The 14970-nt window shown below is 71.2% G+C and carries 13 protein-coding genes and 2 tRNA genes; 7 read left to right on the top strand and 8 right to left on the bottom strand.

Going from position 1 to position 14970, the window contains the following annotated elements:
• Positions 1-17: 17 nt before the first annotated feature.
• Complete coding sequence (locus ACZ6CV_RS13365; RefSeq protein WP_469250924.1) at positions 18-2468, bottom strand: glycosyl hydrolase family 18 protein; 2451 nt, start codon at positions 2466-2468, stop codon at positions 18-20.
• 387 nt (positions 2469-2855) lie between these two features.
• On the opposite strand from ACZ6CV_RS13365, the gene ACZ6CV_RS13360 reads away from it, so the two are divergent.
• From ACZ6CV_RS13360 to ACZ6CV_RS13350, 3 genes are all read left to right on the top strand, one after another.
• Positions 2856-3599 carry a trypsin-like serine peptidase gene (locus ACZ6CV_RS13360; protein WP_469250923.1) on the top strand — a complete coding sequence of 248 codons (744 nt, stop codon included), beginning with the start codon at positions 2856-2858 and terminating at the stop codon, positions 3597-3599.
• A gap of 127 nt (positions 3600-3726) precedes the next feature.
• Positions 3727-4176, top strand: a complete 450-nt coding sequence (locus tag ACZ6CV_RS13355) for a spore-associated protein (RefSeq protein WP_362361947.1) — start codon at positions 3727-3729, stop codon at positions 4174-4176.
• Between the two features lie 224 nt (positions 4177-4400).
• The gene (locus ACZ6CV_RS13350; RefSeq protein ID WP_469250922.1) at positions 4401-5228 is read left to right on the top strand and encodes an SCO6745 family protein; all 828 of its coding nucleotides are present in this window, start codon (positions 4401-4403) and stop codon (positions 5226-5228) included.
• Between the two features lie 30 nt (positions 5229-5258).
• Here ACZ6CV_RS13350 and ACZ6CV_RS13345 read toward each other — a convergent pair whose 3' ends face one another.
• Positions 5259-6143, bottom strand: a complete 885-nt coding sequence (locus ACZ6CV_RS13345) for a LysR family transcriptional regulator (RefSeq protein WP_469250921.1) — start codon at positions 6141-6143, stop codon at positions 5259-5261.
• 165 nt (positions 6144-6308) lie between these two features.
• Here ACZ6CV_RS13345 and ACZ6CV_RS13340 point away from each other — a divergent pair, with 165 nt between their 5' ends.
• The 3 genes from ACZ6CV_RS13340 (at position 6309) to ACZ6CV_RS13330 (ending at position 8999) form a co-directional block, all read left to right on the top strand.
• Positions 6309-7127: an alpha/beta fold hydrolase gene (locus ACZ6CV_RS13340; RefSeq protein ID WP_469250920.1), complete on the top strand. Its 819-nt coding sequence runs from the start codon at positions 6309-6311 to the stop codon at positions 7125-7127.
• 106 nt (positions 7128-7233) lie between these two features.
• A complete protein-coding gene (locus ACZ6CV_RS13335) occupies positions 7234-7824 on the top strand; it encodes an NADPH-dependent FMN reductase (RefSeq protein WP_469250919.1) in 591 nt (196 codons plus the stop codon).
• On the top strand, positions 7821-8999 hold the full coding sequence (locus tag ACZ6CV_RS13330) for an erythromycin esterase family protein (protein ID WP_469250918.1): 1179 nt from the start codon (positions 7821-7823) through the stop codon (positions 8997-8999). The genes ACZ6CV_RS13335 and ACZ6CV_RS13330 overlap by 4 nt, the downstream gene beginning before the upstream one ends.
• Positions 9000-9182: 183 nt before the next feature.
• Here the strand turns inward: ACZ6CV_RS13330 and ACZ6CV_RS13325 are convergent.
• From ACZ6CV_RS13325 to ACZ6CV_RS13300, 6 genes are all read right to left on the bottom strand, one after another.
• Positions 9183-9259, bottom strand: a tRNA-Trp gene (locus ACZ6CV_RS13325).
• 63 nt (positions 9260-9322) lie between these two features.
• Positions 9323-10480 (bottom strand): leucine-rich repeat domain-containing protein, encoded by a 1158-nt coding sequence (locus ACZ6CV_RS13320; protein ID WP_469250917.1) that lies wholly within the window; start codon positions 10478-10480, stop codon positions 9323-9325.
• 32 nt (positions 10481-10512) lie between these two features.
• Positions 10513-11880, bottom strand: coding sequence for an SDR family NAD(P)-dependent oxidoreductase (locus tag ACZ6CV_RS13315; RefSeq protein ID WP_469250916.1), 1368 nt, complete (start codon positions 11878-11880; stop codon positions 10513-10515).
• A gap of 29 nt (positions 11881-11909) precedes the next feature.
• A tRNA-Glu gene (locus ACZ6CV_RS13310) sits at positions 11910-11981 on the bottom strand.
• A 318-nt stretch (positions 11982-12299) separates the two neighbouring features.
• Positions 12300-12548, bottom strand: a complete 249-nt coding sequence (locus ACZ6CV_RS13305; protein WP_469250915.1) for a WhiB family transcriptional regulator — start codon at positions 12546-12548, stop codon at positions 12300-12302.
• Between the two features lie 299 nt (positions 12549-12847).
• Complete coding sequence (locus ACZ6CV_RS13300) at positions 12848-13651, bottom strand: VOC family protein (protein WP_469250914.1); 804 nt, start codon at positions 13649-13651, stop codon at positions 12848-12850.
• 294 nt (positions 13652-13945) lie between these two features.
• On the opposite strand from ACZ6CV_RS13300, the gene ACZ6CV_RS13295 reads away from it, so the two are divergent.
• Positions 13946-14970 (top strand): beta-1,3-glucanase family protein (locus ACZ6CV_RS13295; protein ID WP_469250913.1); only part of this gene is annotated, 1025 nt, incomplete at its 3' end.

The raw sequence follows: 14970 nt of genomic DNA, 5'->3' as shown, positions 1-14970 counted from the left end.
GGCGGTCGCCGCGATGGTTACTTCAGGCCGCGGTCCAGGGCGTTGAACAGGACGTTGTCCGAGGTGTCTCCGGACATCTCCCAGATCATGCCGCCCAGCAGGCCCTTGGACTTGATGTACGCCGTCTTCTTCCCGATGGACCACGCGTCGTCGAAGGACCACCACTGGCCGTTCGCCCCCGTGTAGCCGTACGTGGAGACGGACTGCTCGTCGTGGTGGACGGTCAGGTTCGGGAAGGCGGCGACGAGGTTGTCGTAGCCGCGGGTGCCCGCCTCCTCCTGGAACTGGCCCGGCGCGGCGCCGTTGGCGCTCTGCCATTCGCCGTGTGCGCCGCCGTCGGCGACCTGCTGCCAGCCGCGCCCGTAGAACGGGAAGCCGATGGTCAGCTTGCGCGGCTTGACGCCCTGGTCGGTGTACACCTTCACGGCGTCGTCGACGCTGAAGTCGCCGGCGTACGGGCTCTGCGCGTCCTTGTACAGGTTGGCCTGGTGCCCCGTGCGGTTCGGTTCCCAGGAGTTGTCGCTGCCCGCGCCGTGGAAGTCGTAGCCCTGGACGTTGCCGAAGTCCAGGTACTTGAAGACCTCCTTGAGGTCCCAGCCGTCGTCGATCTTCTTGGCATCGGCCGGGGTGAAGGCGGTGAGCAGCCGGTGACTGCCGCCGAGCGCGTCGAGCTGCCTGCGGAACTCCGCTATCAGCGCCGTGTTGTTGGCCTTGTCGTCCGTGCTCCAGTGGTTGCCGGGGTGGCCGTCCGGCGATCCGGGCCACTCCCAGTCCAGGTCGAAGCCGTCGAAGATGCCGGCGGCGACGCCGTCACCGCCCGCGCCGTTGTACGCGGGCAGATTGCCCTTGATGTACATGTCGACGCAGGACTTGACGAACTTCTTCCGCGACTCGTCCGTCTTGGCGACGTCGGAGAAGTACTTGGAGTACGTCCAGCCGCCGAGCGAGACGACGACCTTGAGGTTCGGGTGCTTGGCCTTGAGCTTCCTCAGCTGGTTGAAGTTGCCGCGCAGCTTGCCCCAGCCGTCGTCGGCGACGCCGTCCACGGACTGCCCGGCGGGGAAGGCCCGGCCGTAGTCGGCCTCGGCGTCCCCGGCCCCGTCGCCCTGGTTGGGGTCCTGGGGGTTCTGCGTGGTGCCCTTGGTGACACCGTTGAGGCAGGTGAGGTTCTTGGGGTCGACGTTGGCGAAGGCGTAGTTGATGACGTCGAGCTTGGCCGCGGCGCCGGACGTCTCCAGGTCCCGTACGAAGTACTGCCGGCCGTAGATGCCCCACTGCACGAAGTACCCGACCTTCGCGTACCCGTCCTGCCCGACGGGGTCCTTGGTGGTGACGGACGCGGTGTTGCTCGCGGGCGACGCGTTGTCGGCGGCGTCCCGTGCCTTGACAGTGAAGGCGTACTCCGTGGCGGGCGTGAGGCCGGTGACGGTGCCGGCCAGCGTGTCGGCGGGCAGGCTCTCCACGAGGGTGGTGCCGCGGTAGACGTCGTACGCGGCGACGCGCTGGTTGTCGGTGGCCGCGTCCCACGCGAGCTTCACCGTGCTCGAAGTGACCTCGCTGGCGCGGAGGTTGCGGGGCGCGGTGGGCGGCACGGTGTCGGTCGCGGGATCCACGGTGGTCGCGCTCACGGGGACGCTCGCCTCGCCGGTGTTGCCCCGCGAATCCTTGGCCCGGACACTGAACTGGTAGGCCGTCGCAGGCTCCAGGCCGCGCACCGTCGCCTGCGTGGTGGCGCTGGCCGCCACGACGGTGGTGCCGCGCAGCACCTCGTACGAGGCGACGGGGAAGTCGCCCTGCGCGGCCGCCGTCCACTTCAGGACGACCGTACGGGCGGTGGTGTCCGCGACGCTCAGTCCGGTGGGGGCCTTCGGGGGGACGGCCGCGGTGCCGTCGCACTTGTCGCCGTTGATGAGACAACCGGTGGGCGCCTTGAGCTGACCACTGCCGCGGAAGGTGTAGCTGTACGGCTCGGTGTCCCGGCCCGCCGGGACACGGGCGTTGTAGTACGCGGGCGTCACGACCACGTGCCTGCTCTTGACCTCCGCGGTGCCGTGCGTGTGGTCGCTGATGCTGACGCCGTCGGGCAGGTCGAACTCCAGGGACCAGGTGTCGACGGCGGTGTCACCGCTGTTCTTCACGACGAACTTGCCCGTCCAGGACGAACCGCTGCCCTCGCTGACGAAGGTGGCGGTGAGCTTGGCGGCGGCGACGGCGGGGGCCGCCAACGAGGTGAGCCCGGCCAGTGCGAGTGCGAGCACGGCGAGGATCGCGATGAGGCGCCGGGGGCCGGCCGGGGCCGGGCGGCGTCTGGCTGTGGATATGCGTGGGGACACGGCTCTCCTTGGGGAGTGCGGCCGACCTGTTGCGGTGCCGGACCTATGGGGGCGCGGTCCGGCCGTGGTCCGGACCGGCTCTGGTCCAGACCTCCTGCGGTACAGACCTCTCAGAGAACCACCGCCCGTGGGCATGTCAACGCGGGCGGAGGGGCGTCCGGGCCGTACCAATGCGGGGCGCCGGAGGCCTCTGTCGCGCTCCCGGGTCCGTAAAGGACTGGACCAATAGGCGGAAATTTTACCCGGGCTTGACTCGGGGGCACGGGGGTGCCGACCTCAACTCACGTGTACGCAACGGGAGTTGACGGCCGGAGCCGCACGGACGGCACGTCGCGCCAACGGGTGCGGAGAGGTGGGTCGTTGAGGCCCCCGGTGATGGTGGCCCGCCGCGTCGGCCTCCGGTCGTTAACGCCCTGGCCTGCGGATATTCATTGTCGATCAGGGTCATTTGTGGTGGGCGTCACAGTGGATCCTCAGGTTCCTCGGGCATGCTTCCCGGCAACCGGACGAGGGGAGTGGCGGATGAGGCGAATACGGCTGAGGCGAGGGCGCCTGCGAGCGCTGATCACCGTCGGCGCCCTGTTCTCGTGCCTCGCGCTGGCGGACAGCCACGCGCTGTCCCGCGGGGTCGCCCCGGCCGTGCACCCCGAGCCGCCGCCCGCCAAGGGTGCGCGGGTCGGCGCGCTCTTCAAGGGTGGCCTGAATGGCCGTCACTTCTGCACCGCTTCCGTGGTGCACAGCAAGGGCCGCGACCTCATCGCCACCGCGGGCCACTGTCTCGGGGACGGCAAGGGTGTCACCTTCGCCCCCGGCTACCACGACGGCAAGGCCCCCTACGGGTTGTGGACGATCGACCGTGTCTACGCCGACGACCACTGGACCCGCGACGAGGCCGAGGACCACGACCTCGCCTTCGCCGCGCTCGAACCGCTGCACGGCCGGCGGATCGAGGACGTGACCGGGGCCAATGTCCTGGACACCGCGGCGGGCACCGGTCGCCGCGTCACCGTCACCGGCTACCCGTCCGACGAGGACGCGCCGCGCACCTGCACGAACACCGCGAGCCGTTTTCGTGCGGGCCAACAGCGCATCGGCTGCCCCGACTTCGGCACCGGTACCAGCGGCAGCCCGTGGGTCACCGCCGACGGCCACGTGACCGGTGTCCTCGGCGGCTACCACGGCGGCGGTGACACCCCCGACGTGTCGTACAGCGTGATCCTCGGCGTCGAGGCGGCCGCGCTCTACGCCAGGGCCACGCACGGCTGACTTCGGCGGCGACTACCGGCCAATCCGAATGTTTCCGGCCAATCGCTGATGCCGCGACAACCCTTTGTGTGTGCGGTGTGTCACACATAGCACAAACAAAAAGCCAGAAAGAACACAAGGGGGAAATATGCGACTCAGGCGTTCTGTGCTTTCGCTGGCGGCCGTGTCCGCGCTGGTGGCAGGGTCCTCTGCCGTCCTGGCGTCGCCGGCTTCCGCGGCGGCCAACACCACACCGCAGAAGGTGTGCGGCAGCAGCTACAAGACGGTCAACTCCGCGGCGGTGGGCTCGCTCGGCACCATCTACCTCACCTACAACGCGTCCAACGGCCGCAACTGCGTCGCCACCATCCGCAGCAACCCCGGTACGGCCGTGGACATGTCGACGTGGGTCTACGTGGCCGACACCGACCAGGGCGATTCCGACAGCGGCACCTTCACCTCGTACGCCGGCCCGGCCTCCGTCTACGGCAAGGGGCACTGCGTCGACTGGGGCGGCAGCATCAAGAACGTGTACGTCAGCGTCTACGGCTCCAACTGCGGGGCCCTGAGGGAACACCGGGTCACCGAGGTCCGCTGACCCGCACCGTCGTGTCGCCTCCGCTGCACGACCGCCGGCCCCGCGCAGGAAGTCCGATGCGCGGGGCCCGCGTCGTGCCTGGATGCCGATCACCTTTGAGGTGGCCGCCGTTACACGAGGGTGTTCGGGGCCCGGCGGACGCGGCAGGTGAGCAGCGGTGAACTCCGCACACGTAGCAGTCCCGTGCCCGTGGAAAAACCCAACCTGCTGGCAGAATGCGGGTCATGACGCACATCGCCCGCCGCATGTTCGGGCTCCTGGAACCGATCTGCCTGGTCACCTTCCACGCCGACGAGACCAACGAGGAGCTGGCCGCGCTCGGCCACCGGACCTACTGGGACGGCTACTTCGCGAGCCGCGCCGCGCCGTTGGGGCGGGTCCCCGCCGAGGTCGTGCACGCGGCCTTCTACAGCTTCGCCGACGGCGAGGTCGCCCGGCACATCCCGAGCGCGTGGGAGACGATCCCGCCCGAGGCGTCCGTCGCCGCGCGGCAACGCGGCAGCGCGGCCTCCGTACGGCGGATTCTCGGCGACAGAACGGCCGAATCCGCGGGCCTGGTGCGCGCCGCCGACCTGATCACCAAGGCCGCGACGAGTGCGCCCACGGAGGGCCGGATGATGTACGCCGGGATGCGCACCCTTCCGGTGCCGAGCGACCCGGTCGCCCGGCTGTGGCACTCCGCCACCATGCTGCGCGAGCACCGTTGCGACGGTCACATCGCCGCTCTCCTCGGCGCGCGCATCGGCGGTACGGAGGCCCACGTGCTCAGCGCGCTGGACATGGGCGTACACCCGCCCGAGTCGTTCGGGCGGATCCATCACCTTCCGAAGGAGCGGCTGGCCGCGGTGATGAACGGCTTGCGCGAACGCGGCCTCGTCGACGCCGACAGCCGGTTCACCGACGCGGGCCGCGAGACCAAGCAGCGCATCGAGGCCCTCACCGACGACCTCGCCGCCCCGCCGTTCGAAGCGCTGTCCTCCGCCGAACTCGGCGAGCTGATCGCGGAGCTCGAACCCATCACCGCGAAGCTGGTGGCGGCCGGTTCGAAGTGACGGGTGAAGGGTGCCCGTGGGTTTCGGGGGTCAGGACGCGAGGTGACGGCAGGCAGCCAGGAGCAGCGTCAGCGGGCGGCGCGGCGGGTCCGGGCGTACTGCCAGGTAGGCGGGGACCGTTGGCGTGGGGTTGGTGAGGGGCCGGAAGGCGACCCGCGGAGCCGGGTGGTGCTCGGCCTGGGCGGCGTAGTAGACGGTCCAGCTCGGCTTGCCGGTGGCGACGGCGGCGAGGGTGTCCTGGTCGGTGGTGAACGCGGGGCCCATGACGGGGATGAAGCCCGCTGCCCGGCATGCGTCGATGACGGCGTCGACGAGGTGGGGGTTGGCGTCACGGGATGCGATCCGCAGGTGGAGCTCGGCCAGCTCGGCCAGATCGATCTTCTGCCGGTCGGCGAGGTGATGTTGGGCCGGGAGGGCCGCGACCAGTGTGTCCTGCCAGAGAGGGAGGAGCTCCAGGTCGGGGGTGCGGTCGGCGCCGCGGATGATGGCGGCGTCCAGCTCCCCGGTGCGGACCTGCTGGAGCCGTTTGGCTCGGGGCATGCTGATGAGTTCGACCGTCAACTGCGCGTCCTGCGTGCCCAGTTCGCCCAGGAGGTCGTCGAGGTGTGAGCCCAGTCCGGTGCTCGTGCCGAGTTTGAGGGTCGATTGCTGTTCGGCGCGCAGGTCGGCCATGGAGGCGCCCGCCGCCCGCTCGGCGTCGAGGATGGCCTGCGCGTGCGGGAGGAACGCCTCGCCGGCCCGGGTCAACGTCACGGTGCGGGTGGTGCGATGGAACAGGTCGATCCCGAACTCGCGCTCCAGCCGCCGGATCTGCTGGCTGACGGTGGGCTGCACGATGTGCAGCCGTTCGGCGGCCCGCCCGAAATGCAGCTCCTCGGCCACGGCCACGAAGTAACGCAGCTGACGCAGCTCCATCTCGCCCCCATTCGGCTTCACCCCTCATTCATCACGATCCTTGATCACTATATGAGTGAAGCGCTCCTTGGTCGGCGTCGGCGTCCGGGCTGGAATGGCCTGCGTGGCCGAACTCCGGCGACGGCCCGCACCCCTACGGACGCGGGCGGGCAGAAGGGACGAGGCATGGCCTACGCGGCAGCGAACGGAACCAGGCTGTACTACGAGGATCACGGCACCGGGCAGCCTGTGGTGTTCCTGCACGGCCTGGGGAGCAGCGGTCGGGTCTGGGACGCCCAGGTGGCCGACCTGATGACCGACCACCGGGTCATCACCCTCGACCAGCGCGGCTGCGGCCGCTCCGATCGGCCCGCCACCGGCTACACCACTGCGGATGCCACCCGCGACATCCTGGCGTTCCTCGATGCCCTGGATCTGGAGCAGCCGGTGCTCGTCGGATCGTCGATCGCCGGCTCGTACGTCCTCGAGGCCGCGCTCGCGGCGCCGGACCGCATCGGCGCGATCATCCCGGTCGGCGCGGGCGTCCACCACTTCACCACGGTGCGTGACGCGGTGGACGAGCTCCTGGCGGGCCTTCGCGCCGACCGCGCCGGCACCCTGGCCGGCTTCGTCCCGCACTGGTACCGGCCCGGAACCAGTCCGGCGATGATCGACCGGACGGTGCGTCAGATGCTCGAATCGACCTGCCTCATCGACGAGTTGATCCTCGCCCAGGCCTCGTACGACCCGCGTGAGCGCCTGTCGGCCATACGCGTGCCCACCACGTTCCTCCACGGTGAACTCGACACCGAGATCCCGCTGTCGGCCCCCGAGGAGTGCGCGCGCCTGATCCCCGGCGCCCGCCTCACGGTGGTCGAGGGCGGCGGCCACATGGCCCAGCAGGACCAGGCGGAACGCTTCAACCAGGCACTGCGCGCGGCGCTGCGTACGACACCGAGCCTGCTGGACACCGACATCTCGGAACCGAGCCCGGCACTCAGCTGACCGATCACGTCAACCATCGGCCGGCGTCACGCCGCACAGCCGGCTCACGCCCTGCCCCAGAGCAACCCACCAGCCGTTAACACCCCCCGAAGAGAGCAGGCATCGCATGACCACGAAGATCGGCGTTGTCCTGGGCAGCACCCGCCCGGGCCGCCGGGGCCGCATGGTGGCCGACTGGGTCGCCAAGACCGGCGTCGAGCACCTGCCCGAGGTGCACTTCGACATCCTCGACCTGGCCGACTTCGGCCTCCCCCTCCTCGACGAACCACAGCCACCGGCCGCCGGGCAGTACAGCAAGCCCCACACCTTCCGTTGGAGCGAGGCCGTCGGCGGCTACGACGGGTTCGTGTTCGTCACCCCTGAGTACAACCACTCCATAACGGGAGCCCTGAAGAACGCCATCGACTACCTCTACGCCGAGTGGAACCACACGGCGGCCGGGTTCGTCGGCTACGGCGTGCAGGGCGCCACCCGTGCCGTCGAACATCTGCGGCTGATCCTGTCGGAGCTGAAGGTCGCCACGGTCCGCTCCCAGGTCTCCCTGTCTCTGTTCGGCGACTTCACCATCGAGGACCCCACCCGGCCCGGCGCGTTCACGCCCCAGCCCCACCACACGAGGACCCTCGTCACCGTGCTGAGGGAGACCGTCGAGTGGGCCGAGGCACTCCAGGAACTGCGTACCGGAGCCCGCGCATGACGACCACGCCACCCCTGCCCCTGACCGCCACGGCACCCGTGCCCCTGACCGCCACGGCACTCGACCGGATCGCCCGGGTCATCGCGGACGGGGCGAGCGTCGTGGGCCTCGGCGAGTCCACCCGCGCTGCCCACGAGACCTTCACCGTGCGCGACCAGTTGTTCCGCAGACTGGTACGCGAACACGGCTTCCGTGGCCTGGCGGTGCAGGACACGGCCGACGCCGCACGGGCGCTCCACGCCTATGTACGGCGCGACCCCGACGGCGCTCCCTCGGCCGCTGAAGCACTGGCCACGGCCTGGGCCCCATGGCGTACGACGGAGATGGCCGCGGCGCTGGACTGGATCCGCGCCTTCAACGACGAGCACGCGGAAAACCCCGTCCACATCTTCGGCGTGAAACCGCCCCAGGCTTCCCTCGCCGACTACGACGCGGTCCTCGACCACGTACGCGTGACGTCTCCGCAGCAGCTGGCGGAGGTCACCCGTCACCTGGATCCCATCCGCACGGCGCACCAGGTCGACGAGCACATCCAGCGCGCCCGTGGCCTGCACCCCGGCCGGCCGTTCGCCGACCACGCCGACGAGGCGCTCGCCATCGTCGAACGGCTCGACGACGGCGCCGTACTGGACCGCATGCGCCTGATCGCCGCCTTCCACCGGCGCAGTGTCGCCGGAAGCGGCACGTACGCAGGCGACGCAGAGGTGTGGGGCAACACCATCCTCGAACAGGGACGCCGCACCGGGCAGCGGGCGGCCTACTGGGACGGCATCGCCCACACCTGCGCCACCCCGGCGGCCCTGGGCCTGGCCCCCGAACGCGGCAGCCGGCCCACGGTCGGAAGCGTGCTGCGCCGTCACCACGGCGGGGCCTATGTGTCCGTCGCGATCGGCTTTCACCACGGGGAGTTGGGCACCGCCACCGTGCCGCCGCCCGACCCCGATTGGATCGACGCGCGGCTCGCCGACGAGACTGCCCGAGCGGGCTGGGCGAATCTGCGCGAGGAAGGGCAGCGCCCGCAGTGGACGGGTCCGGCGCGGCTGCGTGTGATCAGCGGGGTCTACAGCGCTGAGCGCGATGCCGCCGAACACCTGGCCGTGGCCGACCTGCCCGAGGCCTTCGACGTCCTCATCCACGTCAACCGGGTCACGCCGGTCCAGGGGTTGGCTTCGTAACGGGGAGGGGACACCCGGCGGCAGGCTTCGGCACGTCGGCATCGGCGGCCTCGGTCGCGGCCTCGCCGCCGGGCGCCGGGTGCGAGGTTGCGTGCCGTTGACACGAGCGGCACCTTGCCGCGCGGACGTGAGCCCCGCATCGCGATCGAGGCCGATCGAGGCCCCCCGCGACACCGCGCGAGTTGGACGGGGCGGCTGGATTCGAACCAGCGTGTTCCGGTTTTGGAGACCGGCGCGACTGCCTCTGCGCTACGACCCCGCCCTAGTGAGGCATCCTACGGGCCCGGTGGTCGGCGCCCCGGGCCCGGCCCGTGCTCCTCGGGTCAGCGGTGCACGCTGCGTACCGCCGCCACGTCCGGCGGGACCGCGGGCGCCGCGATCGCCGCGCTCAAGGCCGCGAGGCGTCGCTTGACGCTGGCCGCGATGCCCGCGCCGAGTACGAAGCGCGTGGGTGTGCGCGCGCCCTCGGCGGCGTCGAGGAGCCGGTGCGCCTCGCGGCTGCGCATCCCGGTGTGGGCGAGGACCAGATGGGACAGCCGGTGCTCGCCCGCCGCGAGTGACGCCGCGAGGGCGAGCGCCGCCTCGTCGTCGACGTGGTTGTCCGCCGCGCCGAGCGCGCCGGCCGCGCGTACCCTCCCGAGGTCGAGCAACCGCACCCCGGCGGCCACGGACGTGGCGACAAGCCGGGCGACGGCGCGCGGCCCGATGCCGTTGCTGGCGAGCGCCAGCCGTTCGAGATCGCCGTACGGGGCGCGCGCCAGAGCGTCGGCCAGCAGAAAGGCGCCCTCGTCACCGAGCCGCGCCGCCGATACGTACAGTTCACGCACGGCGCCGTGGGCGACCAGCTCCGCGAGGGGTGCGGCGCCCTCCCGCCCCAGCGGATTGCCGCCCAGGTAGACCCGCTCGATCCGTCGGCCGGTGTCGGCCGCCGCGAGGAGAGCGTCGGCGAGAACCGTCAGGCCCGAGGCGTCGAGGCCGGTCTGGACGAGGTCGAGGGTGCGCAACGTCCGCGCGGAGTCGATGAGTTCGGCCGCCGCTCGACCGCCCGTGGGGCCCAGAGGATTGCGCTTCAACCAGACCCCGGTGACGACCTGCGGCGATGCGCGCAGCTGGTCCGCGATGCGGCAGGCGCCGCCCGCGGTGATGTTGTTGCAGCCGAGGTAGAGGGTCTCGATGGCGGCGCCGCTCGCCGCGCCCGTCACGTCCGCGGCCCCCGTGTCGCCCAGGCCGTCCGTGCCGAGCAGCAGGTGCCGTACGGGCGAGGGGCCTCGGGCGTCCCGGAGCGCCCCGGCGACGAGGGCCGCGCCTTGCGCGCCCAGCGCCTGCTTGCACAGGTCGAGGCGACCGTCCGGCAGCACCGTGCCCGCGGTGAAGTCGATGCGCTCCCCGGCCGGGCGCCCGCCCCTCAACCAATCGAGCAGGGGCCCCAGTTCGGCCACCGGCCGCGGGATCACGCGTGGCACCCCGGCGTCGGCGCCCACGCCCCTGCTCCCGCTCCCGCCCCTGCTCCAGCTCACCACGGTGCCTCCCGATAGTCCTTGAGGAAGACCCCCGAGACCGGCGCGCCGGCCTCTCCGCGCACGATCGGGTCGTAGATCCGGGCCGCGCCGTCCACCACGTCGAGTGGTGTGCGGAAGCCGGCCCCCGCGATGCGGTCCTTCTTGGGCGTGGGGTTCTCGTCCGTGATCCAGCCCGTGTCGACGGCGCACATGTGCACGCCCTGGTCGGCGAGTTCGGCGGCGCTGGTGCGGGTGAGCATGTTCAGGGCCGCCTTCGCCATGTTCGTGTGCGGGTGTCCTGCCATCTTGTTGCGCACGGCGAAGCGGCCCTCGACGGCCGTGACGTTCACGATGTAGGTACGGGCGCGCGGCGAGGCGAGCAGCAGGGGCAGCAGCCGGTCGCAGAGCAGGGCCGGGGCGAGCGCGTTGACCAGCTGGGTCTCCAGGACTTCGGCCGGGTCCAGGGCGCCGAGCCGGGCGGACCAGGAGTTCTCGGGGGAGGGATCGGGCAGCAGGCCCGCCTCGTCCGCGTCGCGCAGCAGGCCGGCCTCGTCGGCGTCGCGCAGGACCAGAGCGAGCGCGCCCTGCCCGGCGGTGGCCACGTCCGTCCGCATCGGCCGGAACCCGGGTGCGCTCCGGGCGAGCGCGGGGAGCCGGGCGGCCTCCCCGGCCGCGAGCGCCGCGTACGAGGCAGGCGGCCGCCGGATCGTCTGGGCCGCGTTGTTGACGAGGATGTCGAGCGGCTCGCCCATCGCCCGCAACTCTTCGCAAAGCCCCAGGACTTGGCGCGGATCGCGCAGATCGACGGCGAGCACCGTGAGCCGGTCGAGCCAGGCCTCGCTGCCCGCGACGGCGCGGAAGCGGCGCTCGGTGTCGTGCGGGAAGCGGCTGGTGACCAGGAGCTCGGCGCCGTCCCGCAGCAGCATCAGGGCGAGCTGGAAGCCGATCTTCACCCGGCCTCCGGTGAGCAGCGCGCGCCGTCCGCGCAGATCTGTGGTGAGCGCGCGCCGGGCGCGGTTGTCGGCCGCGCACTCCGGGCAGAGCCGGTGGTAGAAGGAGTCGACCTGTCGATACGACGCCTTGCAGACGTAGCAGTGGCGGGGGCGCAGGAACACGCCGCCTTTCCCCTCCGCGACCAGGGGCGCGTCTTCCCGGCGGTCACCCGCGCCGGTCGCGGTGGCGGCCATGACGGCGGCGTCGGCGGCGGAGAGTTCGGCGCCGCGCGCCTTGCGTCGGCGCAGCCGGCCGTCGCGGGCGAAGGAGGCGGCGACCTGCTCGGCGCGCAGCCGCACCGGGTCGTCGACGGGGAGCTCCCGGAGTCTGCCGACCACGTCGTGGAAGGCCGCGAGGTCCGTCTCGCTGATCCCGCCGCTCTCACCCATACGTTCCCGCCCCGCGTGTGCCGTGCTCGTGGTCCCGGCCGGATTCGAACCGGCGTATCCGCCCTGAAAAGGCGGCGAGTCTGCCTCTGCTCTACAGGACCCCCGCCGCACGCCCCGCGTGCGACCCCCGGATCGTAACCATGACCGCGCGCCTGTGTCGCATCGATTTACGACCGGCCCGCGCGGGCGACGGTGGGCGAGGGGTGGACTCAAGGCGCACACCCACGAGTGGATGTTCTACGAGGTCATGTGGCGCGGCTGGGCGGTCGGTGTCGGCGGTCGGAAAGGAAAGGGGAACGGAGCGACTGAGCCCTTGAGTTCCGGTGCCGCTGTCGCGACACACTCGGACACTCAAGGGCTCAGGGCTGGTACTCGGTGCTCAGCGCCCCTCCTCGGGGCCGGTGCTCGGGGCTCAGGGCTCAAGCCCGAGGTGCACGTCTGAGGGCATACCGCTCCTTCTCGGAGAGGCCGCCCCAGACGCCGAACCGCTCGTCGTTGTTGAGCGCGTACTCCAGGCAGGCCGAGCGCATCTCGCACATCCGGCAGATGTCCTTCGCCTCGCGCACCGAGCTACCGGGCTCGGGGAAGAAGAAGTCGGCTCCTGTCTGGGCGCACAGCGCCTGCTCCTGCCAGGCGAGTTCCCGCTCGGCTGTGATGTCGATCTGCATGCCACCGATGGTGTCCCACCGCGCGAAACAACCGATCAACGATTGATCAACGAACGATTGGTCGGCTCTCCCTCGGCCGTCCGCAGGTCCGTAACCGTCCACAGCCTGGTAGCCGTCCGCAGGCCCGTGCGCCCGCTGAGGACTGCCCGTGGCACGAGGCCGTGAAACGAGATGATGCGGCAAGTCGGTGCCGCGAAGCCAGGGCGCCACACCGTGACGCCCCGACACCTGACACTTCCCTGACATTTCCGCGCTCGGAGCGGTCCGCCGGGCCCGCGCGCGGAATGGCAGGACCAGAGTCACGCCCCGCCCTGCTCGCCGGACGGCGCCGGCTGCAGCACCGCGAACCGCGCCCCCGCCGGGTCCGCGAGCTTCGCGAAGCGGCCCACGCCCTCCATCGACACGGGCTCCATCCGAACGGTGCCACCCGCCCGGCCGGCCTTGGCCACGGTGTCGTCGCAGTCGTCCACCTGGAAGTACGGCAGCCAGTACGCCCCCGAGTCCGCCTCGGTGGGGTCGGTGGCGAGCGGCACCACGCCGCCGAACATGTCGTCCGGTGTGCCGTCGGCGGGGTGGACCATCGTGTAGCTCCCACCGGGGAACGGGGCTTCGGTGGTCTGCCAGCCGAAGACCGAGCCGTAGAACGCGACCGCTGCCTCGACCTCCGGGGTGTACAGCTCGGTCCAGACGAGGCCGCCCGGTTCGTTCAGCACATCGAGGCCCTTCAGGCGGCCCTGCTGCCAGACGGCGAACGAGACGCCCGCGGAGTCGGCGAGGCCCGCCATGCGACCGAGGTCCAGCACGTCCACGGCCTCGAAGTGGGTACGGCCGCCGGCCTGCTCGACCGCCTTGGCGGTGGCATCCACGTCGGGCGAGCGGAAATAGAGCGTCCACGACGGGGGTGCCTGGTCGGCCGGGACGGCCATCGCGCCCGCGGCGGTCCTGCCGGAGAGCTGATACTGGCTGTACCCGCCCACGTCCTCGCCGCCGCGCTGGAGCTCCCAGCCGAACAGCGTGCGGTAGAAATCGCTGACGTCGCCGAGATCGGGTGCACACATGTCCACCCAAATCGGCGCACCAGCGGTGAAACGGTCATTGAGCATGATCGACTCCTTTGTCGCATGTCTCTTCCGTCCTTCTGAGTCTGGCACCCGCCACTGACAATCCGCCTCCGGTCGGCGCCGCCCACCCCTGGCGCCGGTGGAAGGCGGGTGCGGGGCCCGCGCCAAGCCGTCAGATGATGAAGGAAGAAGATTTCTGAGAGCGCTCTCAGTCACAACTCTTGACGCCGCATTCGGCCGTCGGGACAGTGGTGCACCACCCCCACGCTCCCCGTATCACCCCCTCCCCGTGTCACTCCCACGCTCCCCCCCACGCAACCGCGCAGGAGACCTTCCGTGATATCGCGTCGAACGTTCCTGACCTCCACGGCCGGCGCCGCGGGCGCCCTCACCTACCCCCTCTGGGGCAGCGCCCTCAGCCCCGGCGCCCGAGCCGGTACCGCAGCCGCGCCCGCCACCTGCGAGCTGGCCCTCGCCAACAAGTCGCTCCCCGGCCAGGTGCGCGCCTACGTCACCGGCCACGAGCAGGGCACCGACCGCTGGGTCCTGCTCAAGCCGGACGGCGGCGTCTACCGGCCCGACTCCCCCTCGGCACCCCAGACCCCGCTGCCCGTCGACTGTGCCATCCCGCTCGGCGCCGCCGGAGCCCCGCCCAAGGTGCTGACGCTCCCTCAGATGTACGGCGCCCGTGTCTACTTCGTGCGCGACGACAAGCTGGACTTCTTCCTCAACCCGGGACCCGCCCTGGTCGAGCCCGCCTTCGCCACCCGCGCCGACCCCAACTACGGCCGTACGTGGTCGTTCTGCGAGTTCACCTTCAATCCGCAGCAGCTGTACGCCAACATCAGCTACGTCGACCTCGTCACCGCGCTCCCCATCGGTCTGACCCTGGAGGGCGACGCCACGCACACCGTTGCCCCGCTGCCCGACGGAGCCGTCGGCAGGATCGCCGCGGACCTCACGGCCCAGGCGGCCAGGGACGGGCAGCCGTGGGACAAGCTGGTCATCCGCGGTGACGACGGCGGCGTGCTGCGGGTCATCTCGCCGCAGAACCTCATGGCGCCGTACTTCGACAGGCCGGACCAGATGCCGTTCCGCGACCTGTGGAACGGCTACATCGACCGGGTGTGGGACACGTACCGCTCCACGGACCTCCGGATCGATCTCCAGGGCGGCCGGGGCGTGTTCACCGGACGCGTCAGCGGCGACGTCCTGACCTTCACCGGCGGCCACTCCTTCGCCAAGCCCACCTCGAAGGACGTCTTCACCTGCAACCACGGGCCGTTCGCCAACAACCCGGGCAACCCCGACGACAAGAAGGCCCTGCTCGCCCGGCTCGCGGCCGGCTTCAACCGCAGCAT

The sequence above is a fragment of the Streptomyces sp. NPDC041713 genome, from assembly GCF_055591085.1.
Note: the sequence above shows the minus strand (reverse complement) of the source record. Positions and strands in the feature narration are given on the sequence as shown.

Bases quoted from the DNA above. Each gene is read 5' to 3' on its own strand.
- ACZ6CV_RS13300 (WP_469250914.1), bottom strand. From the start codon at position 13,651: ATGCTCAATGACCGTTTCACCGCTGGTGCGCCGATTTGGGTGGACATG.
- ACZ6CV_RS13365 (WP_469250924.1), bottom strand. From the start codon at position 2,468: ATGCCCACGGGCGGTGGTTCTCTGAGAGGTCTGTACCGCAGGAGGTCT.
- ACZ6CV_RS13360 (WP_469250923.1), top strand. From the start codon at position 2,856: ATGAGGCGAATACGGCTGAGGCGAGGGCGCCTGCGAGCGCTGATCACC.
- ACZ6CV_RS13340 (WP_469250920.1), top strand. From the start codon at position 6,309: ATGGCCTACGCGGCAGCGAACGGAACCAGGCTGTACTACGAGGATCAC.
- ACZ6CV_RS13305 (WP_469250915.1), bottom strand. From the start codon at position 12,548: ATGCAGATCGACATCACAGCCGAGCGGGAACTCGCCTGGCAGGAGCAG.
- ACZ6CV_RS13315 (WP_469250916.1), bottom strand. From the start codon at position 11,880: ATGGGTGAGAGCGGCGGGATCAGCGAGACGGACCTCGCGGCCTTCCAC.
- ACZ6CV_RS13335 (WP_469250919.1), top strand. From the start codon at position 7,234: ATGACCACGAAGATCGGCGTTGTCCTGGGCAGCACCCGCCCGGGCCGC.
- ACZ6CV_RS13330 (WP_469250918.1), top strand. From the start codon at position 7,821: ATGACGACCACGCCACCCCTGCCCCTGACCGCCACGGCACCCGTGCCC.
- ACZ6CV_RS13355 (WP_362361947.1), top strand. From the start codon at position 3,727: ATGCGACTCAGGCGTTCTGTGCTTTCGCTGGCGGCCGTGTCCGCGCTG.
- ACZ6CV_RS13350 (WP_469250922.1), top strand. From the start codon at position 4,401: ATGACGCACATCGCCCGCCGCATGTTCGGGCTCCTGGAACCGATCTGC.
- ACZ6CV_RS13345 (WP_469250921.1), bottom strand. From the start codon at position 6,143: ATGGAGCTGCGTCAGCTGCGTTACTTCGTGGCCGTGGCCGAGGAGCTG.